This window comes from Burkholderia sp. AU6039 (assembly GCF_002223365.1).
GTDB lineage: Bacteria > Pseudomonadota > Gammaproteobacteria > Burkholderiales > Burkholderiaceae > Burkholderia.
Genome location: NZ_NKFK01000010.1, coordinates 1 through 17,373 on the forward strand (window position 1 = coordinate 1; position 17,373 = coordinate 17,373).

A 17,373-nucleotide genomic window follows, 5' to 3' on the forward strand; every position below is an offset into this window, starting at 1 on the left:
GCAGCTTTACCAGCAGCGTCTGGGCGCGACGTCACACGGTCGTGTAGTTCGGTACCGGCAAATCGGCGAAAGCCAGGTCACGCAGGCTTTGTGCGAAGCCTTGCACGGCACGCAACGGAAGATGGAACACGGTCTTCAGTCCGAGCAAGGCCCGAATCAGCACATCGCTGTACAGCCGCGGACGCCCCCGCGTGGGCGCGATGTCGGGCAGGTTCGCAAGAGCGTCGTCGTCAATCCACATCGTGATTTTGCCTCGATTGATCAGGCCGGCGTTGTATGCCGCCCAGTTTCTGACGCGGTATTTCGCCTTCGGCTCCTGCGTCCCGCTCTTGTCCTTGCGCATGTTCTCGCACGCAAAGATCGAGAATCTACGCAGGATGCCGAATTGTTAACAGAGGCATCGCTCAGGCTGTTGTGCGTAAACGTCATCGCCACGGGTGGGATTAATGCAACAACGCCCCTTGCTGCATACGGACAAGGACTTGACGATACTCAAACAATACGAACCTCCGGTTGGTCATAGGCGCTCCGTTCAAAAAGAACAAAGCGTACCGACTGGGAAAGTTCAAACCGCGCTTACAACCCGGCATCACTGGCGTCAATGCGCCGATCATCAGGTGGCTCCTTTACGCCGACCACGGATTGGCTCCATAACGGCGATCCGTGACATCTGCCGCAAAACTCGCGCTCGGTTTGGCCCAGGATGACTAAAGCAGATCAAAAGCTACCGAAGGCTGGCCGATCCACACCAGATCGCTGGAACAACTCGCGATAAAGAAGTCGTTGATGCGCAAGAATGTTCAATCCCGCAGCTTTGCTTACGTTCTATCCTGCGCCCTTTGTTAGAGGAAGACATGGCTGAAACTCTCTCGGGAAACACCCCGCAAAAGGGGGATTCCAGCACAAACAGAAATGTCTTTGCCCTCGACGAGGTTCAACCCCCGCGAGGCGCAGAAGTGCTGGTCGATATCCTCCTCAGCGAAGGTGTGCGTTATGTGTTTGGTAACCCAGGTACGACCGAATTGTCGTTCATCGATGCGCTCACCGATGTACAGGACCTGTCCTACATTTTGGGTCTGCAAGAAGCCGCCGTGGTCGCGATGGCAGACGGCTATGCGCAGGCATCCGGCCACACTGGGTTCATTAATCTCCATACGGTGGGCGGACTTGGCCATGCCATGGGCGCGCTCGTGAATTCGAAGGCCGCAAAAACGCCATTGGTGGTCACGGCGGGCCAGCAAGATATGCGTCATGCTTTTACCGATCCACTGCTTTATGGGGATCTACTGGGGGTCGCTCGACCCGCGGTCAAGTGGGCGCATGAAATCGCACATCCGGACGAAATCTCGGTGCTCGTGCGAAGAGCCTTCCACGACAGTAACGCGGCCCCGTCAGGTCCGGTATTCCTCTCGCTACCAATGGACGTGATGGAGCGCACCACGACCAGACCTGTCTCGCATCGGTCTGCAATCGACCGGACCTCAGTCGCCAGTGCGTTGCCCGAACTGGCCGACGCGCTGGCATCGATCGCGCCGGGTCGGCTTGCCCTGATTGCGGGCGACGATGTGTTCGCGTCGGAGGCGAGTGCGGAGGTGGTGGTTGTTGCCGAAATCCTGGGTGCGACCGTGTTCGGATCGTCGTGGCCTGCTCATCTCCCTTTTCCGACGTCGCATCCCTTGTGGGCGGGCAATCTCCCCACGACTGCGTCCGCCATTCGCGCGGCTCTCCAGCCATACGATGCCGTTTTCGCGCTCGGCGGCAATTTCACGGTGACGATTCTTTATTCTGAAGGTCCCGCTATTCCGGCCACTTGCAAGCTATTTCAGTTGACGGCCGACGCGAATGATCCGGGTCGAACTTACGCAACCGACCTGGCGTGTGTTGGTAGCCTACGGCAATCGCTCCAAGCCTTAGTGCCGCTGCTGAACGAGGCGACGCACTGCCAACGTGCCGCAATCGAATCGCTGAAGTGTAACGCGCAGCGCGAACGCGAACGGCGGCGCACTGATCTCGCGCTGCGCTTCGCGTCCGAGGTCGATTCACCGGACACGACGCCATTTGTGGTGGCACACGAGGTGGCCCGAGCAGTAGGCGCGAGGATACCGATCGTCGACGAATCGCCTGCCACGATGCCACTTCTGCGCAGTGCGCTGGATTCTGGCAGTACACGGCAGTACTACGGCACACGAGGGGCCGTCTTGGGCTGGGGCATGGGCGCAGCCGTCGGGGTATCACTCGGATTGGGACGAGAGCCCGTTGTTGCCATCATAGGCGACGGTTCTGCCCTTTACGCGCCGCAGGCCTTATGGACAGCAGCGCACGAACGTTTGCCAGTCACCTTCGTCGTGCTCAACAATCGTGAGTACAATATCCTGAAGAAGTTCATGAAGTCGCAAAGTCATTTCGCGAGTGCGCGCACGAGCCGTTTCATCGGCATGGAACTGGATGATCCGCCCATCGACTTCATTGCCCTCGCCCGTTCCTGGGGTTTGCATGCGCTCCGCGTCGACCGCGCCGCTGACATTGCAGTGGCGGTCGAGCATGGCATTGTGTCGGGTGTGCCTAACCTGATCGAGATCCCTGTCGGCCTGGTTTGATGTGGGGTATTGTCAACTTGGCGGCCCGAACGGGTTACGGTTTTTCGAGGCTACAAAAATCTTCTGCGAGCCTCATTGACATGCGGCGGAATTTTGTAACCAATCAGGCAGTGAGTCTCGAGTCGAGATTGTCGGAATCCAGCCAGGCTCGACGGACCGTGGCCGGAGGTTGATGGCGATGCGCGCTGTGGGGCCAGCGCTCGTTGTAAAACTGCCGCCAGCGTTCGATGAGCACCACCTTGGCCTCGGCGCGGCTGCGGAACCATTCGCGGTTTAGCAATTCGTCGCGCAGCCTGCCGTTGAAGCTTTCGATGAACCCGTTTTTCCACGGACTGCCTGGAGCGATGAAGGCCGGGGCGATTGCAGCATCTCGCAGCCAGCTGCACGACCTTGGCAGCGGTGAATGCGCCGCCGTTGTCCGACCGAATGAAAGCGGGGTTGCCGCCAAACGCTTTGCGCTACAGAAGATGAGATCACATCGCGTTTAAGGAATTCGAATAGTGCAGTAGCGGTTGGAGGGCGGGGTAAGGTCACTTCGGCACCGAGGTCTCGCCCGACTTCATCAGCTCTCTTACCGACAGGTCGTGGCCAAGGCGCTGACCTGGAAGAGCTGCCCCCGGTGGTGTTCTTCGATGCACTGCGCGTGAAGATCCGAGACGACGGCGTGGTCAGCAACAAAGCCGTGTATCTGGCGCTGGGCATCCAGACCGGCGGTCAGAGCGACGTGCTCGGCCTCTGGATCGAGTAGACCGAAGATGCGAAGTTCTGGCTGCGGGGTGGTCAACGATCTGAAACTGCGCGGCGTGCAGGACATTCTGATTGCGGTGGTCGACGTGCTGAACGGCTGCCCCGAAACGATTGACTTCGTATTCCCGGAAACGACGGTTCAGACCTGCATCGTGCACCTGATCCGGAACTCGCTGGACTCCACGAATTGGAAAGATCGCAAGCCGACTGCCGCCGCACTCAAAGAGGTCTATCGGGCGCAAACGGCCGAGGCAGCCGCCATAACACTGGAGGTGTTCGACGCCGGCCGTGGGGCGAGAAATACCCGACCATCGTGCAATCTGGCAGCGCGCGTTGGAACACGTCGTACCGTTCTTCGTGTTTCCGTCGGAGATTCGACGGGTTGACTACACAACGGATGAATGACTGAACATGCAGTCGCGCAAGATCGTCAAGACCCGCGGCCACTTCTCGAATGACGAAGCGGCCATCAAGCTGCTCTGAGCCGCCCTCAACCTTAATCCGCGTACCTGGAGGTGCGGCAGGCCCATACATGATGCCCAGTGCCGCGGAAGCCGGTGATCGAGCAGCGGGTTGGACAGAACATCGCCGTGACGGTGCGCGATCCTAAGAGGTCGGGCGCCAGCCTGGGCCGTGCCCGTTAGACAGAGCCTTCGGCATCAGATTGCCAGGATTTGCTCGAGCCCAGGCTGACTCTACGGCGGTCAACTCTCATATTGACAAATCGTGAAATACCGATATACTCGCATCATGGAATTGCTCGAAATATTCAAAGCCCTCTCGAACCGGACACGCCTTGAAATCTTGCAAGGCTTGAAGGATCCCGTGAAAAACTTCCCTCCGCAGGATGAAGGGGACGTTCTCACGGTGGGCGTCTGCGTCAGTAGTATTCAAGAAGGCGTCGGACTGTCGCAGTCAACGGTGTCCGATTATCTTGCCACCCTGCAACGAGCAGGCCTGGTCGAAGTCAGGCGCATCGGTCAGTGGACCTACTACAAGCGGAACGAAGCAGCCATCAGCGCCCTTGCCAAGAGCATTGGCAAAGAGCTGTAATTTTTTACCCAATTATATCGATAATTCCCGATATCCCTTTTTACAGAAACAAGGAGTTACAATGAAAGCACTCATGCTCAAATCATTTGGCAGCCCGGAATCGTTCGAACTTTGCGACGTGCCCAAGCCTGTGCCGCACACGGGACAAGTCCTGGTCCGGGTACAAGCAACCTCCATCAATCCGTTGGATTACCAGGTCCGACGCGGCGACTATTCCGACCTGGTGCAACTGCCGGCCATTACCGGACACGACGTATCTGGCGTTGTCGAAGCAGTCGGGCCGGGTGTGACGGCCTTCTCTCCAGGAGACGAAGTCTGGTACACCCCGCAAATCTTCGACGGCCCAGGCAGCTATGCCGAATACCACGTTGCTGCCGAAGGCATTATCGGGAAGAAGCCTCCCTCGCTGAGCCATCTCGAGGCGGCAAGCCTGACCCTGGTTGGCGGGACGGCGTGGGAAGCACTGGTCGTGCGTGCGGCGCTGAGAGTGGGAGAAAGCATTCTGGTACATGGCGGCTCGGGCGGCGTTGGCCATGTGGCGATCCAGCTCGCAAAAGCCATTGGCGCAAGGGTGTTCACGACCGTGCGCGAAGCAAACGTCGAGTTCGCTCGAAGCCTGGGTGCCGATGTGGTCATCGACTACGAGAAGGACGATTATGTCGACGCCATCATGCGGGAAACGGATGGCCGCGGAGTCGATGTCGTGTTCGACACCATCGGCGGCAACACCTTGTCGCGCAGCCCCGACGCGCTTGCACAACTTGGCCGCGTAGTCACGATCGTGGACATTGCACAGCCACAAAACGTCATCCAGGCCTGGGGCAAGAACGCGAGCTATCACTTCGTTTTCACCAGACAAAACCGCGGCAAGCTTGATGAGTTGAGCGCATTGATTGTGCGCGGCCAACTGCGGCCGCACGTTGGCGCGGTCTATTCCCTTGCCGACATTCCGCTCGCCCATGCCCGACTAGAGAGTCCCAACAACGGTGTTAGAGGAAAAATCGCGATTGCAGTCGGGCCGTCAGCTCATCTCGAAAGTGTGTGCCTTTAACCGTTGCAGGCCCTTTTGACCCTGCCTCGATTCCACGTACAGCAAGAAGTTTGAAAACTTTTTGACTGTATGGAGAAGAACATGGCAGAGAACGTGGTACCGAGACGGCAGTACACGAAGGAATTCAAGGTTGAGGCGGTGCGGCTGGCTGAGAGCGTCGGTCAGCATGAGGCTGCTCGCAGGCTGGGGGTGCCGGTGGCGACGCCGGGAAACTGGTACCGTGATCGGCGCGATGGAAGTGCGCAGGCCGCAGCAGGGCCGGCGCCGAGTGCACCGAGCTCAAGTCGTCGTCCGGTCAGCGACCTGGAGGCTGAGAACAGTCGTCTGGGTAAGGAACTGGCCAGCGCAAAACTGGATATCGAAATTCTTCGAAAGGCGACGGCGTACTTCGCGACGGGGGCGCGGTGAGGTACGCCTGGATTGACGCACATCGCGACCAGTACAGCGTGAGTCGGCTTTGCCGGGTTCTGGGTGTGTCGCGCAGCGGCTATTGCCAGTGGCGCGGCCGGGAGCCAAGTCGGCGGGCACTGGCCAATGCCATGTTGGACGCTGAGGTCGCCGCCATTCATCGTGCCAGCCGCGGCAGCTACGGCCGTCCTCGTATCGTGCGACAGTTGCGTGCTCAGGGCCGGCCGGCGAGTGCCGAACGCGTGCGTCGCAGCGGCTGCGCCCGGTCTACAAGCGCCCGTATCGGGTGACGACGGATTCGACCCATCGCCTGCCGGTGGCGCCGAATCTGTTGGATCGGCGTTTCGATGGCTGGCGGCCCAATCAAGCCTAGGTAAGCGACATCACGTTCATCAAGACCGGCGAGGGCTCGTTGTATCTGGCGGCGATCCTGGATCTGGCGAGCCGACGCATCGTCGGCTGGTCGATGTCCGAGCGGATCAACGCGGACCTGGTCTGCCAGGAGTTGCGCAGCGCGTGCTTGCAACGCAAACCGCCACCGGGATTGCTGCTGCACTCCGATCGCGGCGCTCAAGGTGGATTCAACCGGTCGTCGCAACACCTTAATCCAGGAGGTGTTTCATGGGTCGTCCATCGAAGTGGATACAACAGTTGACGAGGCGAGGAGCGATGCGCTCGCCAGGTGCACCATCGCTTCGGCACGAGGTTGAGCGCCAGTTTTGGGAGCAGGTTGCGACCGGAATCACAAGCGAGAAGGCTGCTGCGGCAGTTGGCGTGTCCCAGGCGGCAGGGACACGCTGGTTTCGCGAGCGTGGCGGTATGAACCGCCCCGAGTTTTGTGGAGGCTCCAACTCTTGAGAGAATGGAGCCATGAACAAGAAGCCAAGCAAGTTTTCCCCGGAAGTCCGAGAGCGCGCAGTGCGCCTGGTACGCGAGCAGCGTAGCGAGCACCCGTCGATGTGGGCGGCCGTCGAATCGATTGCGCCAATGATCGGCTGCACGCCGCAGACGCTGTTGGATTGGGTTAAGCGCGACGAGGTCGACCGTGGAGAGCGCGATGGCGTGAGTACGGCCGAGCGTGAACGCATCAAAGCCTTGGAGCGCGAGGTCAAGGAACTGCGCCGGACCAACGAGATTCTCAAACTGGCGAGCGCATTTTTCGCCCAGGCGGAGCTCGACCGCCGTTTCAAGTCCTGAAAGCCTTCATTGATCAGCATCGCGACACCTTCGGGGTCGAGCCGATCTGCAAGGTCTTGCGGATTGCCCCGTCGGGCTACCGACGCCATGCAGCACAACTTCGCGATCCGTCGAAACGCTGCGCCCGCGCGAAACGCGATGAGCTTTTGCAACCGGAGATCAAGCGTGTCTGGCAGGCCAACATGCAGGTCTATGGCGTGCCGAAGGTCTGGAAGCAGATGAACCGGGAAGGCATTGCGGTGGCACACGGTCTACCTCGAGCGGGCCGTTCAGGCCGTTCAGGCCGTTCACGCGCGAAGTGTACCGGCCGACACAGCGCCGCTGCTCCCGTATTTGTCGCCGCTGGGCTGGAAGCACATCAACCTGACGGGCGACTACGTGTGGCAGCAAAACCGGAGACTTCAGTCCGTCAGGTTCAGGCCCCTTCGCCCAACCGCGGATTATTCCCCCGGACCGGATACATCGCACTCTTCGCATATATGGAGACTTTTTCCGATTGGCGATGAGAGAACGCGACTTTCTGTGGAGAAATGTGCGTTTCTATAGTGATCGAAAGAGGGAATTATGCTGGGCTGTGGAATCGGCAAGAATGCTAGGACAACCCGGATCTGAATCGAGGATAGATACTCAATTTGCAACAGGTTCGCGCCCCGATCGCTCTTTTCGCCTGAGGGCTGGAAACGGCGAGCGAATGCGTGTCAACTTGAATGTCTCGCCATAAAAGGAGAATCAAGTGACCATTGAACTCAGATCGGGTCGTACTTAAGGGCCTGCGACACCGCCCGGCCCGGCAGAGCAGCCCCATCACTAGCCGGTGTCGCCGGGCGAACCCGCCAGTCGCCCTCACCCCTCTGGGCCATTGGCCGGTCTGCTTGGGAAGACCTTCCGAGATCACAGGACGCATTGCATCTCATATGGAACCGCAGTTTGTGCATGAGCGAAATAGATTACGGGTTACGCAACAGTTGACCGTCGTCGAGCACTTGCGTGCTATGGCAAGTATGGGTTCTGCAGCTCAGTCCGGCTATGGCGCCGAATCCCCCCTCGCTGTTCCCACAACTACGCGACAATCCGCGCCACTACCTCTGCATCAAGGCGTGTTACGGCACTGATGCTAGCACGATCACGACGCGGGCGGCACTCACGGTGTTGACGGACAAATGGCGTCGAACGCCTCGCAGTTCGCGTCAGGGAAAGTCACCTTAGCGTACATTTATTTTGAATTCTGAAGCCATCCCTCTAAAGAATGAGAAATTTTCCGCAAAGCCACGTATCGAACATCGTAAGATGAATTATATAGGAATACAAAATGAAAGTGATTTTCGGCCGCACGCGATCCCGGCGAATCGTGGAATATGCGTTTTCCACGTGCATCGTTTCGGGATGCTTATCTGCGATTGGGGCTCCAGCTAATGCGTTCGTGCCACTCGTCCGCAGCATAGCCGACCGCCTGGACACAGCTGCCCAAGTCGCCCTTAGCAAATGGGATACCGGTCAAGCTGTCTGCGACCCTAAGCGAGAGGCGCAAGTTATAGCGAACGCATCTGTAATGGCTGCCTCTCTTGGATTGACTACTGACGATGCGGCAAACATCTTCACAGACCAGATCGAAGCCAGCAAGGAAGTCCAGTATGCGCTACTCAATACTTGGCGACGTGATGGCGGTGCCCCTGCGACTCCACGGCAAAGCCTGACCGATGTAATTCGTCCTGAACTGGATAAGCTCCAGGTCTCAATTCTCCAGAATTTGCAGGATGTGGGGCCTCTACGTAGCTCTGCAGATTGTCAGGCACTTGTTGCGATAGCGGTGGGGAAAATTGCCCAGGAAAAGGCGCTCGATACCCTCCGCCTCGTGGCTCTGGATAGGGCGACTGCGCACATATGCATTAGATCCTGAACTTGCGCCGCTGCTTGCCGAAATACTGGGGTAGCGGCAAGCGCGCGTCGGCGGACGGCACCAAGTGGAGCCTGTACGAGCAGAACCTGCTGTCCGAGTATCACGTCCGCTATGGTGGATATGGCAGGATCGGTTACTACCACGTGTCCGACATATACATCGCGCTGTTCAGCCACTTCATTCCGAGCGGCGTTCACGAGGCCGTCTACATTCTTGATGGGCTGATCCTGAACGGCGCCAACGTCAAGCCCGATACGATCCACGGCGATGCGCAAGCGCAAAGTGTCCAGTGTTCGGCTTGTCCTACGTGACGGGTACGCACCGTGCCATCCGCAAGCGCCGTTTCGAGTGCCGCAGGCATCGATAGGTAGGTAGCGAGCATCCACCGAATTGTCTTCATGGGCGTTTTCCGACTTATGAGGCACTGCCGGTGCGTTCTCGGAAAGCATCGATAGCCGCCAGGTGAACGCGATAGAGCTGCTGCCCGTGCGCACTGAGAGACAGCTCGTCCACAAACGACGGCTGCACATGGAACGTCGGGTCTCCGCTGATACGAACCCCAACTACGTACCAAAGAAGCGTCACGGGAGATCTGCCAGGTTCTCGGTTTTCCGTCTCGACGTCGTCACGCACTACTTTGGTCAGGGCCGCCATGGCGGCCTCACGCCCTCGGTCAGCCGAGAGTGTGAGAATACGGTCCAATATCAGCCCCGGACTGCTGACAAACGAATTTTTGCTGTCTTCCATGGTTGACGTCTCATCTCCGGCTTCGGGCCTTTTCCGGGCGCTCGGCGCCAATGTTTTCCTAGTCTTCTTTCCGTGAACCGCGTGGCGCCTTCTGCACCTGGTCAACGAGGTCGCTGTCGACGTCATTGAAAAAACGCTGGTCGAACTCGTAGAGGTCGATTTCTTTCAACGCAAGGCCGACTTCTCCCGATATCGGATGACCGGCGCATGTGCTGATCAATCCATCCAGAGGCTGGTGACAAAGCCCGCAGACTTGTTTCACGAGCTCTTCCGCTTTCCGACTACTGGTAACGCTGGTTCAGCTCACTGGCCGCCGCAACTGCGTCAACGTCCGATTCGAACATGTCGACCAAGATTTTATTGTTATCTTTAAGGGCGCCCTTGATCGCATCGTGGCGCATCAAGTGGTTTCGCGTCAGGCATTTGCCAACTTCAGCGAGCCAGTTTTGTAGCAATTCGCCCTGAGGAATTTCCGGCAAACTTTCCCAGCGAGAGTCACCGTCGTCCGGGCGGATTAGCCACGCCGAGCCGTCATCGCAAAGAGCTGCGATTACAAGCTCTTGTTCAGCATCGCGAGGGCCGTTGCCAGTGGTTGTCATAGAAAGTTGAATAATTTTTCGCATCTGATGTTCTCCGGTGTCTGCGATCGAGCTTTCAGGTCATTCGAGGGCTTGGTTCCTCAACGTCGTCATCCCTCAACTCTGAATTCTTCGGCAATTCAATAATTTTAATCATCCGAGAGGCAACCATTTCCAACGAACAGCCATTGCGCTGTAGTTTGGCACAGGGCCAGACATGGGTCGGTATCCGAGAACCTCGCGCCTTCGGCCCCCATACCTCTGCACCGGGGAGCTCATATCCAGCCGCAGCGGCTCGGGCAAACCATTCGGCCTCGGCACAATCTGCATCCTGCTGGTTACCGAATACCGCTTGCACAAGCGTCACGTTCACGGCGAGGCTCCTCTCCTCGGCCCAATCAAACAACGATCGGGAGCCCTGGTTGCCGGTGCGGCGCCTCCAATGCTCTCGCATTCGCCTACTCACGTTGCGTGTCTGACCAATGTAGCACGCCTTTTCGGCCGCGCTTTGAGCAAAGAGGACGTAGATCCAGAAGTCGTAGACGACGTCGCGGCCAACCGGCTGCCCTGCTCTGCGTGCCCTTTCGTGGTTTCCGAGGTAGAGTCGGAATCGGCGGCCGTCAATGCTCATCACGCTGACGTGTGTCGACCCGACACGCAGGACTTCTAGGTTCTGCTCAGCTACAAAGCTGAGCATTCTGGCCATGTGGGTGATTCCATCGGCGTTCACAAGCCGTTGGTAGTCTTTCTTTCCGGACATAATTAAGCGGTCGAGTTTTCGATTCGTCGATCCGGCCGTCATCGACATAATGCTGAGGCAGTTTTTCTAGTCGTTGTACTCGTCGTGATACCGCCCCGTTTGCACACCGTTTTCGGTGAGGGTCACCGTGAAACGATTGATATCCGGTATGTTTTGGAACGGTCCACTAGGATCGTACGAGCGCACGTGCAGTTCAACCCGGGCGCCAGATTCGTCCACACCCTCGAACCGGTATTCAAGCTTGGTCAACGAGCCGGTTTGACCACCGGTCAGGCCAAGCTGTACTGCATACTCGCAGGCTTCGTTGAAGCCTCGTGCAGCTACAGTCCGCGCTATGGCGTCGGCCAGTAGATCTAAAGCCTGTTTCGCGGTGGTAAGCAGCATACGGTTTCCTATCGCACTGTGCCGTTCTTGCAGTGACCGCACCACATCCCCTTGCTTGCGCTGCACAAAGCAAGACGGCCACAGTGCTGACAACGGATCGAGATTGCTCCTAGATACATAGCGTTTTCCGTGTCATTGAGGGCGACCGTAGTTCAGACCGTACTCGTATTCGTCCCGCGGCAATTGACTGACGATCAGCGCTTTTTCAGCGGCCACTAAAGCGAGTCGCAGGAAGCCGTCTCGGACGGCGACCCGAGCGTAGTCGAGTTCGCGTTGCTCCCACGCGCCGATTGCCCCCTCTCGCTCTTCTTCCATCGCGCTCTGGCAATCAGCAATGACATCGAGGACCGCTTGCTCGTGGCCCTCATAGCTGTTGGCCACAAGCTGGAAGCCTTCCGCAATCGCGCTCATCTGCTTCTCGTACATTGTCTGTTTCTCCCGCCGTTTTTTTTAGCTCAGGTTGGTCACGCGGACTGGTTGAGAACTTCGACTTCGAAGCCTTCCGGCCAACCATGATCCTTGGCACCGGTGGCGTCGACGAGCTCGAAGTCGCAATCTAAGCTCCAACGATTGTTACCTTGCCCGCTGACCATTCCATGCGCTTCGGCACCGCTGATCGCGATACCGAACGAGCGCTCACGGCATGCCTGGTCGATAAGCACACACAGCTTGTCGAACGTCTCGCTCGCATTCATATCACTTCCCTTCCCTGGCTCGGCCAGAGTTTTCCGATCAGTTTTTCAGCACATTGGCTACTGCCCTTGCATCTGGGGCGCGTCCGCCGGTGGCGTGTGCTTGGATCGGATCTGTTCGATGATTTGAGTCAGCACCTCAAATGTCGCGCGCGGTTCAGCCTGCGCAGGCGGAGCTCGGCGCGGATTTCGGTGAGCAATCCAGTCGCGATAATCCTTGATTTGCTTGGCCTGCCCGAGCAATACCCCGTCGATTTCGCCTTTAAATAAGTCGAGAATTTGGTCAAGTCGCCAATACTCGACCTCATCTTTGAATTTCTTCGCGAGCTTGCTTGAGTATCCGGCCGGAAATCCGTTGCTCAGACGCTGATTCGCTGTTTGCAGATGCTCGATCACGAACCGTTCGAATGTTGCGAACAGTGCCAGAATGGCGAGATCGGATGCTTGACTGGCTGCGTCCGAAATGGCGGAATTCGCGTCAGCTTCGGCGAGTCCGTAAAATTGGGTGCGATGTACGAGCGTTGCCTGCTGGTCCCGGATTGTTCGCTTGGCGACCTTAAAGCAATCGCTCGACACCTCATATGCCTTATATATTGGCGCGAGGGGATTACTGGAACTCATAGTCCGAAACGTCCGTGATCAAGTCGAGGAACAATGCTTCATCAACGCGCTTTGCCTTCCGGATCGAAGCCTCGTACCAATACCACCCGTCTCCGTCGATCCCTGAGTAAATCGGAGTGGGGGCTTCGTGCGAGATGGTGCCATCTGCGGCCGTCGTGGTTATCCCAATTCCGGGTCCTTTGCCAGTTTGATACAGAAATGCATGACGTGCTAGACGGCCCCTCAGATCGATTCGGCCATGCGCACCGATGATGGCCGAGCCGGTCGGGAGGAGTTCGGCGATAGGAATGTCGCTATCTACAGTCAAGATCCGGATGGAGCGTGCCTCGTATTTCGGGGTATACGACTCCAACACATGCGTTGGGGTCTCTTCGACCCTCAACCCGTGTGCCGTACACCATCCGTGCGCCTGGACCATGAAATCCTTCACACGCTGCTGGTAGGTCGCTACCTTCTCACTTAATTGGTCCATTTGTGTTTACTTCCTTCCAGTAATCGTTGCAGCTCTAAGCTCGGTGCACACCGACCGATGTGCGGTGTGCGCCCGCGCTAAGGCTTTTCCTTTGTCTATTTCGTCGCCGGCCGTCAAAGAAGCGGGACGTTCAAGCTCGTCCCTTTAATATGCAGTTCGGTACTCCCGTAATCGACGAAGCCGGCGGTCGCATGTTCGAAGCCGTTTTCGCGAAACCAAGCAGCTGCTGCGTCCTGCATGCGGTTCATAAGATCGACGACCTTGTCCCATTCTGATGGACACGGTTGCTCATCGTTAAGGGGAAAGCCGTCTGAAATCGTGGCGGCAGCTATCTTCTCCAAAATCTCTCGGGCTCCGTTGCTGTCAACCACATGCCCGCTCTCTTCGCCGTCGCTCATTCCTTCAATCATTTTTTTCAACGCGACTGGTGCAAGAAAGCGGACAAAATATGCGGGTGGCTCCGTGGTGACGCTGGCCGTCTCGAACTGTGTCAATCCGTCGGCGAATGCAGCGTCAATGGCTGCTTGCCGAGACGGAAAGCCCGACACCCACTTGCCAGCAGCGTTCTTAAAGACGTATGTCGTTTCCTTCATGGCGCTTTCCTATCGCTTCCAGACCCATAGCACAAGGGCGGCAAGTGGACTGCAGTTCACCACTGCCCAAATTGCGACGAACCCCATCTTGCCCCGAAGCGCGCCGCATTCGTTGCGCATCCCGATCACGAGGATTGGCCCGCTGACCAGAATCCAAATCAAAAACGCGGCGATCGGGAGGATCATCGTTTTCCGTTACAGGTCGTATTTCGCGCGCAATTCAACAACGCGCTCCAAGCGCGCATGATGCGCCGAGCGAGCGTCGGCCGAAACGTCCGCGAGATTCACCTTCCCACATGCGACCGACGTTTCCCATTCGGTCGTTCGGCGAACCAGGTCGACCAGCTCGCGCAGTTCACGCTTCATCGTGTCGAACACCATCGCGCCCCCGTTTGCCGATTTTCCGATTTCCTACGCTTTTACCGAACCGTTCCCCGTGCGATTGGGCTTCGACGCGGATGTCGCCTTTTGCGATCCTGTCTGGGGTCCGGGTTCACCGCTCAGCCGTGCTTTTTCTGCCAAAATTCGCAACAGAGTCGCTTTCTTGTCCGTCAGTTCGCCGTGTCCGACGTGCGTGCCTTTTGCCATGTCTACGTTTTCCGTTATTCCAAAATTGTTTGAAGGCGCGCGAGCGCATCTTCGACAACCTCGACCGGCGCGCGCTCAACCTTGCGTGCGCCGCGCGCGTCAAGATCGAGCGTCCGAACCATGTTCACAAGCGCGACGCCTTGCGTTTCGGTGCCCGAACCCGAGAGCGGCACGGCGAACCCGGCATATCGCGCAAATTCACCGCCTTGCGTAATCGGCGCGACTAGCGCCACGCCGAGCGCATTGAATGCAGCGGGAGACAGAACGAGCGCGGGCCGAAAGTCCCCTTGTTGCTCCTTTCCCATCGTCGGATTCAGGCTGACTCGCACGATATCGCCACGCTCGAACTTGACACGCTTCACCATGCTTCACGTCCCACCGCGTTGACCTCACCCCATGCAGCAAGGTCGGCCGGTTCAGGGGCATTCGCGTCGCACTGCGCGACAAGTTCATCGAGCGAATACTTGCGACGAGCAGGCGTAAGCAATACGCCATCGGGCCGCACATCGGCATTCAGCGAGCTACCCGCCGATGCGCCGATCTGCTCCAGTAACACTGCGGGAAGCCGGACGGCGGCACTGTTGCCCCATTTCTGAATCTTGAGTTCCATGATATCGCTCCAAATGTAGATCCATTGTAGACACTCACCATGAGAAAGGCAAGCGTTTTGTATCTACATTGAGTCTACGCGCGGCTCGCTTGACGGCCCCATAAACGGCTCCCCGGTTTAACGGCATCCCGCGCCGAAACTCAATGCCCCGCAAGCGCCAAATGGCTCTCATAACACTTCGCAAAACATCTGCCGTAGCTTTTTATCGGACACGGCCAGATAGGGCCGAACATGCTCCAGCTCCGCATGACCTAAAAGCTGCTGTACCGTTTCAATGTCGTGCCCTTGCTCAATCAGGTTACTGGCGAACGAGCGCCGTCCTGAATGGGACGATCCGCCGCGTATCCCGGCATCCCTGTAGAGCTTTGTGACGTAGGCTTGGAGGCTGTCACACGCCGAGTAATCAACCGGCTCCCCGGCCTCGTTGATGCGCCGCTTGGTGCTCATCGCAAACTTGCGGCCCGTGCCAGCAAGGACCAGGCAAGTTGACGGCGCGAGACCTCGATAGCGCTCTGCGGTTAGCTCGGTTCCCATGCCGCGTGCAATGCGATGGGTCAGATAGCACTCCAGGGCCGAAACCGTTTTAGGATGCGTGAGATAGACGCATCGTTGCCGACAACCCTTCGTGATTGCGGCCCGAAGACTGACCTCTGAACGGATTGCGCCCGATGGAAACAACACGTCTTGAACTTCGATTTGAGCTATTTCGCTGACGCGCATCCCGCATGTAATGCCTAGCAGGAGAACGAGACAATCGCGTTCCGGATGGCGCGATGTTGCAGACGTGACGGCGAGTAGATGCCGGATTTGAGCCGGGCGAAGTGTTGCAGCTTGGGCCATGCGTCCCTCTGAACTGGACAGGTTAATGACGTATTCAGAGAGAGATTTGGTAGGGGTCTTTTTCGAGCCTATCACGGCTTGTTTATTCACAACCTCGGAAAATTCGGCGTGGCGCCGACCATCCATTACCATTCCGTCCTATTGCAATTACTCGGCAACGATCGTGACGACTGAACTACAAGACCTACAGGCTCAGCTCCGCGAATTGAATATTCGACTCGCAGACGTGAAAAAGGACGAGAAGCAGGCGTATTTGGCCGGCGTCCAGGAGCACGTTGCGCTCTATGGCATCACCGAAGAGGAACTACTGCGCGCGGCGGGCTTCCGGAAATCCCGCAAACCGCAGGCGCAAGCGAAGTACTACGACCCCTCTTCGGGTAAACAATGGTCTGGATTCGGGCCGCGACCGAAATGGCTGGAAGGCAAGAATCTCGACGACTACCTGGTCGAGCGTGCTGCAAAACCGTGGTGGCCCGGAGAGGACGCCTGACGGCTCGTCCTCGCGATGATCGTTCGGGGAGGACGTTCGGCGATCGGCCGAACGTCGCGACAGTGGTAGGTCCATGCTCAAAACTTGCGGTACCCTGTCCCTGAACGGTTGCTTAGGGGACACGGCAATGTGCTATTCCGCAAAGATCCAAGCCAACTACCGGGAGTACGTGCGGTGCTATGGCGCCGACATGGACATCGAGACGTTCAGGCGCATCTTCTTCGCGCGCGCATCCGGGGCCGACATCAAGATCCCGAAAGCGGTTGAGGCCGCGTTCGCCGGTGTCGATGAAGAGATCACTGCCGCGATCGCCGCGTATCGAAGCCAGCGAACACGGAAGCTGGAGACGGATCTGTTCGAGCAGCGCGCGCGGCTCGCCGCGGCCGAGAAGAAGCTTGCCGCGAAGGTCACGAAGAAGGCCAGCGAGGACGTCCGGATCGCCACGGACAAGATCGAAGCGGCGATGCGCGGGCTCGACGATCTTCGTCGGACGGACCTGCAGGAGCGCGAATCGCGGATTTATCCCGGCTGGTATGCGCCCGTGCTGATCGACCTCGAAGGCAAGCGGCTGATCGTACCGATGCGATATCGATGCCGCATACCGGGATGGACCGAGGCAGATGAGAGGGCGAAGCCCGGTTGTTATAACAGCCGCGTAGATTCACTTTCCACGGCCTGGCGCAAAGTCTTCGGCTTCACGCACGGCCTACTACTGGTCGACGCGTTTTTTGAAAACGTGAAGCGCGACGGCCAGAATGTCGTGCTTCGCTTCGATCCAATGCCGCCGCAACACATGCAGGTCGCCTGCCTATGGACGCGCACCGAGTTCCCGGGCGCAGACGACCTCTGGTCATTCGCGGCGATCACCGACGACCCACCGCCCGAAGTGGCGGCTGCCGGACACGACCGATGCATCGTGCCGATCAAGTCCTCGAACGTCGACGCCTGGCTCGCACCGGACCCGTCCCGGTGCGCGCAGTTGCGCGAGATCCTGGCCGACCGCGAGCGGCCGTACTACGAGCACCAGCTCGCAGCGTAAACGCGGGGG

The 17,373-nt window shown here is 58.2% G+C and carries 20 protein-coding genes, 8 pseudogenes and 1 other annotated feature; of the genes and pseudogenes, 12 read left to right on the top strand and 16 right to left on the bottom strand.

All coding sequences use genetic code 11. The features are described 5' to 3' along the window. Positions 1-34: 34 nt before the first annotated feature. Positions 35-343: pseudogene (locus CFB39_RS37535) on the bottom strand (transposase); the annotation flags it as partial. Between the two features lie 511 nt (positions 344-854). Here CFB39_RS37535 and CFB39_RS37540 point away from each other — a divergent pair. Then, positions 855-2,597, top strand: coding sequence for a thiamine pyrophosphate-binding protein (locus CFB39_RS37540; RefSeq protein ID WP_089476842.1), 1,743 nt, complete (start codon positions 855-857; stop codon positions 2,595-2,597). Between the two features lie 103 nt (positions 2,598-2,700). Here CFB39_RS37540 and CFB39_RS37545 read toward each other — a convergent pair. Then, positions 2,701-3,040: pseudogene (locus CFB39_RS37545) on the bottom strand (integrase core domain-containing protein); the annotation flags it as partial. A 91-nt stretch (positions 3,041-3,131) separates the two neighbouring features. On the opposite strand from CFB39_RS37545, the pseudogene CFB39_RS37550 reads away from it, so the two are divergent. From CFB39_RS37550 to CFB39_RS37590, 9 genes and pseudogenes are all read left to right on the top strand, one after another. Then, positions 3,132-3,824 (top strand): annotated as a pseudogene (locus CFB39_RS37550) (IS256 family transposase); the annotation flags it as partial. A 270-nt stretch (positions 3,825-4,094) separates the two neighbouring features. Beyond that, entirely contained in the window at positions 4,095-4,397 is a 303-nt protein-coding gene (locus CFB39_RS37555; protein ID WP_089476843.1) for a helix-turn-helix transcriptional regulator, read from the top strand. Positions 4,398-4,458: 61 nt separating this feature from the next. Beyond that, positions 4,459-5,448: a zinc-dependent alcohol dehydrogenase family protein gene (locus CFB39_RS37560; protein ID WP_089476844.1), complete on the top strand. Its 990-nt coding sequence runs from the start codon at positions 4,459-4,461 to the stop codon at positions 5,446-5,448. Between the two features lie 69 nt (positions 5,449-5,517). Further along, positions 5,518-6,511, top strand: a pseudogene (locus CFB39_RS37565) (IS3 family transposase). Next, positions 6,499-6,678 (top strand): annotated as a pseudogene (locus CFB39_RS37570) (IS30 family transposase); the annotation flags it as partial. The pseudogenes CFB39_RS37565 and CFB39_RS37570, both read left to right, overlap by 13 nt. Positions 6,679-6,726: 48 nt before the next feature. Beyond that, positions 6,727-7,298, top strand: a pseudogene (locus tag CFB39_RS37575) (IS3 family transposase); the annotation flags it as partial. After that, positions 7,008-7,124: a sequence feature (AL1L pseudoknot), on the top strand. (Overlaps the previous pseudogene by 117 nt.) Beyond that, positions 7,276-7,599: pseudogene (locus CFB39_RS41085) on the top strand (hypothetical protein); the annotation flags it as partial. The pseudogenes CFB39_RS37575 and CFB39_RS41085, both read left to right, overlap by 23 nt. Positions 7,600-8,362: 763 nt before the next feature. Beyond that, positions 8,363-8,950, top strand: coding sequence for a chorismate mutase (locus tag CFB39_RS37585; RefSeq protein WP_089476845.1), 588 nt, complete (start codon positions 8,363-8,365; stop codon positions 8,948-8,950). Positions 8,951-8,964: 14 nt separating this feature from the next. Further along, positions 8,965-9,299: pseudogene (locus tag CFB39_RS37590) on the top strand (Tn3 family transposase); the annotation flags it as partial. Positions 9,300-9,364: 65 nt separating this feature from the next. Here the strand turns inward: CFB39_RS37590 and CFB39_RS37595 are convergent. The 14 genes from CFB39_RS37595 to CFB39_RS37650 form a co-directional block, all read right to left on the bottom strand. Next, positions 9,365-9,697 (bottom strand): hypothetical protein, encoded by a 333-nt coding sequence (locus CFB39_RS37595; RefSeq protein ID WP_089476846.1) that lies wholly within the window; start codon positions 9,695-9,697, stop codon positions 9,365-9,367. Positions 9,698-9,755: 58 nt separating this feature from the next. After that, a complete protein-coding gene (locus CFB39_RS39965) occupies positions 9,756-9,959 on the bottom strand; it encodes a hypothetical protein (RefSeq protein ID WP_144030387.1) in 204 nt (67 codons plus the stop codon). A gap of 19 nt (positions 9,960-9,978) precedes the next feature. Next, on the bottom strand, positions 9,979-10,320 hold the full coding sequence (locus tag CFB39_RS39970) for a hypothetical protein (RefSeq protein WP_144030388.1): 342 nt from the start codon (positions 10,318-10,320) through the stop codon (positions 9,979-9,981). A 31-nt stretch (positions 10,321-10,351) separates the two neighbouring features. After that, a complete protein-coding gene (locus CFB39_RS37600; RefSeq protein ID WP_256991560.1) occupies positions 10,352-11,077 on the bottom strand; it encodes a GIY-YIG nuclease family protein in 726 nt (241 codons plus the stop codon). A 24-nt stretch (positions 11,078-11,101) separates the two neighbouring features. Further along, positions 11,102-11,419 (bottom strand): hypothetical protein, encoded by a 318-nt coding sequence (locus tag CFB39_RS37605; RefSeq protein WP_089476848.1) that lies wholly within the window; start codon positions 11,417-11,419, stop codon positions 11,102-11,104. A 132-nt stretch (positions 11,420-11,551) separates the two neighbouring features. After that, positions 11,552-11,845 (bottom strand): hypothetical protein, encoded by a 294-nt coding sequence (locus CFB39_RS37610; protein WP_089476849.1) that lies wholly within the window; start codon positions 11,843-11,845, stop codon positions 11,552-11,554. Between the two features lie 38 nt (positions 11,846-11,883). Then, positions 11,884-12,114 carry a hypothetical protein gene (locus CFB39_RS37615; protein WP_089476850.1) on the bottom strand — a complete coding sequence of 77 codons (231 nt, stop codon included), beginning with the start codon at positions 12,112-12,114 and terminating at the stop codon, positions 11,884-11,886. A gap of 57 nt (positions 12,115-12,171) precedes the next feature. Next, a complete protein-coding gene (locus tag CFB39_RS37620) occupies positions 12,172-12,687 on the bottom strand; it encodes a hypothetical protein (protein ID WP_089476851.1) in 516 nt (171 codons plus the stop codon). Positions 12,688-12,718: 31 nt separating this feature from the next. Then, positions 12,719-13,204, bottom strand: coding sequence for a hypothetical protein (locus CFB39_RS37625; protein WP_089476852.1), 486 nt, complete (start codon positions 13,202-13,204; stop codon positions 12,719-12,721). 113 nt (positions 13,205-13,317) lie between these two features. Next, entirely contained in the window at positions 13,318-13,797 is a 480-nt protein-coding gene (locus CFB39_RS37630) for a hypothetical protein (RefSeq protein WP_089476853.1), read from the bottom strand. A 195-nt stretch (positions 13,798-13,992) separates the two neighbouring features. Next, entirely contained in the window at positions 13,993-14,178 is a 186-nt protein-coding gene (locus CFB39_RS37635; protein WP_060349285.1) for a hypothetical protein, read from the bottom strand. A 221-nt stretch (positions 14,179-14,399) separates the two neighbouring features. After that, complete coding sequence (locus CFB39_RS37640; RefSeq protein WP_060321556.1) at positions 14,400-14,750, bottom strand: type II toxin-antitoxin system ChpB family toxin; 351 nt, start codon at positions 14,748-14,750, stop codon at positions 14,400-14,402. Next, positions 14,744-14,995 carry an AbrB/MazE/SpoVT family DNA-binding domain-containing protein gene (locus CFB39_RS37645; protein ID WP_017425280.1) on the bottom strand — a complete coding sequence of 84 codons (252 nt, stop codon included), beginning with the start codon at positions 14,993-14,995 and terminating at the stop codon, positions 14,744-14,746. The genes CFB39_RS37640 and CFB39_RS37645 overlap by 7 nt, the downstream gene beginning before the upstream one ends. A 168-nt stretch (positions 14,996-15,163) precedes the next feature. Further along, positions 15,164-15,961 (bottom strand): tyrosine-type recombinase/integrase, encoded by a 798-nt coding sequence (locus CFB39_RS37650; protein WP_373452772.1) that lies wholly within the window; start codon positions 15,959-15,961, stop codon positions 15,164-15,166. Between the two features lie 37 nt (positions 15,962-15,998). Here CFB39_RS37650 and CFB39_RS37655 point away from each other — a divergent pair, with 37 nt between their 5' ends. Both CFB39_RS37655 and CFB39_RS37660 read left to right on the top strand, forming a co-directional pair. Then, positions 15,999-16,325, top strand: a complete 327-nt coding sequence (locus CFB39_RS37655) for an H-NS family nucleoid-associated regulatory protein (protein ID WP_089476854.1) — start codon at positions 15,999-16,001, stop codon at positions 16,323-16,325. A 127-nt stretch (positions 16,326-16,452) separates the two neighbouring features. After that, a complete protein-coding gene (locus tag CFB39_RS37660; RefSeq protein ID WP_089476855.1) occupies positions 16,453-17,364 on the top strand; it encodes an SOS response-associated peptidase family protein in 912 nt (303 codons plus the stop codon). Positions 17,365-17,373: the final 9 nt, after the last annotated feature.

Excerpts from the sequence above, each read along its gene's own strand:
- CFB39_RS37625 (WP_089476852.1), bottom strand. The coding sequence starts at position 13,204 with ATGGACCAATTAAGTGAGAAGGTAGCGACCTACCAGCAGCGTGTGAAG.
- CFB39_RS37540 (WP_089476842.1), top strand. The coding sequence starts at position 855 with ATGGCTGAAACTCTCTCGGGAAACACCCCGCAAAAGGGGGATTCCAGC.
- CFB39_RS37660 (WP_089476855.1), top strand. The coding sequence starts at position 16,453 with ATGTGCTATTCCGCAAAGATCCAAGCCAACTACCGGGAGTACGTGCGG.
- CFB39_RS37610 (WP_089476849.1), bottom strand. The coding sequence starts at position 11,845 with ATGTACGAGAAGCAGATGAGCGCGATTGCGGAAGGCTTCCAGCTTGTG.
- CFB39_RS37585 (WP_089476845.1), top strand. The coding sequence starts at position 8,363 with ATGAAAGTGATTTTCGGCCGCACGCGATCCCGGCGAATCGTGGAATAT.
- CFB39_RS37600 (WP_256991560.1), bottom strand. The coding sequence starts at position 11,077 with ATGACGGCCGGATCGACGAATCGAAAACTCGACCGCTTAATTATGTCC.
- CFB39_RS37555 (WP_089476843.1), top strand. The coding sequence starts at position 4,095 with ATGGAATTGCTCGAAATATTCAAAGCCCTCTCGAACCGGACACGCCTT.
- CFB39_RS39970 (WP_144030388.1), bottom strand. The coding sequence starts at position 10,320 with ATGCGAAAAATTATTCAACTTTCTATGACAACCACTGGCAACGGCCCT.
- CFB39_RS37650 (WP_373452772.1), bottom strand. The coding sequence starts at position 15,961 with ATGGATGGTCGGCGCCACGCCGAATTTTCCGAGGTTGTGAATAAACAA.
- CFB39_RS37630 (WP_089476853.1), bottom strand. The coding sequence starts at position 13,797 with ATGAAGGAAACGACATACGTCTTTAAGAACGCTGCTGGCAAGTGGGTG.
- CFB39_RS37605 (WP_089476848.1), bottom strand. The coding sequence starts at position 11,419 with ATGCTGCTTACCACCGCGAAACAGGCTTTAGATCTACTGGCCGACGCC.
- CFB39_RS37640 (WP_060321556.1), bottom strand. The coding sequence starts at position 14,750 with ATGGTGAAGCGTGTCAAGTTCGAGCGTGGCGATATCGTGCGAGTCAGC.
- CFB39_RS37595 (WP_089476846.1), bottom strand. The coding sequence starts at position 9,697 with ATGGAAGACAGCAAAAATTCGTTTGTCAGCAGTCCGGGGCTGATATTG.
- CFB39_RS37645 (WP_017425280.1), bottom strand. The coding sequence starts at position 14,995 with ATGGAACTCAAGATTCAGAAATGGGGCAACAGTGCCGCCGTCCGGCTT.
- CFB39_RS37635 (WP_060349285.1), bottom strand. The coding sequence starts at position 14,178 with ATGGTGTTCGACACGATGAAGCGTGAACTGCGCGAGCTGGTCGACCTG.
- CFB39_RS37560 (WP_089476844.1), top strand. The coding sequence starts at position 4,459 with ATGAAAGCACTCATGCTCAAATCATTTGGCAGCCCGGAATCGTTCGAA.
- CFB39_RS37615 (WP_089476850.1), bottom strand. The coding sequence starts at position 12,114 with ATGAATGCGAGCGAGACGTTCGACAAGCTGTGTGTGCTTATCGACCAG.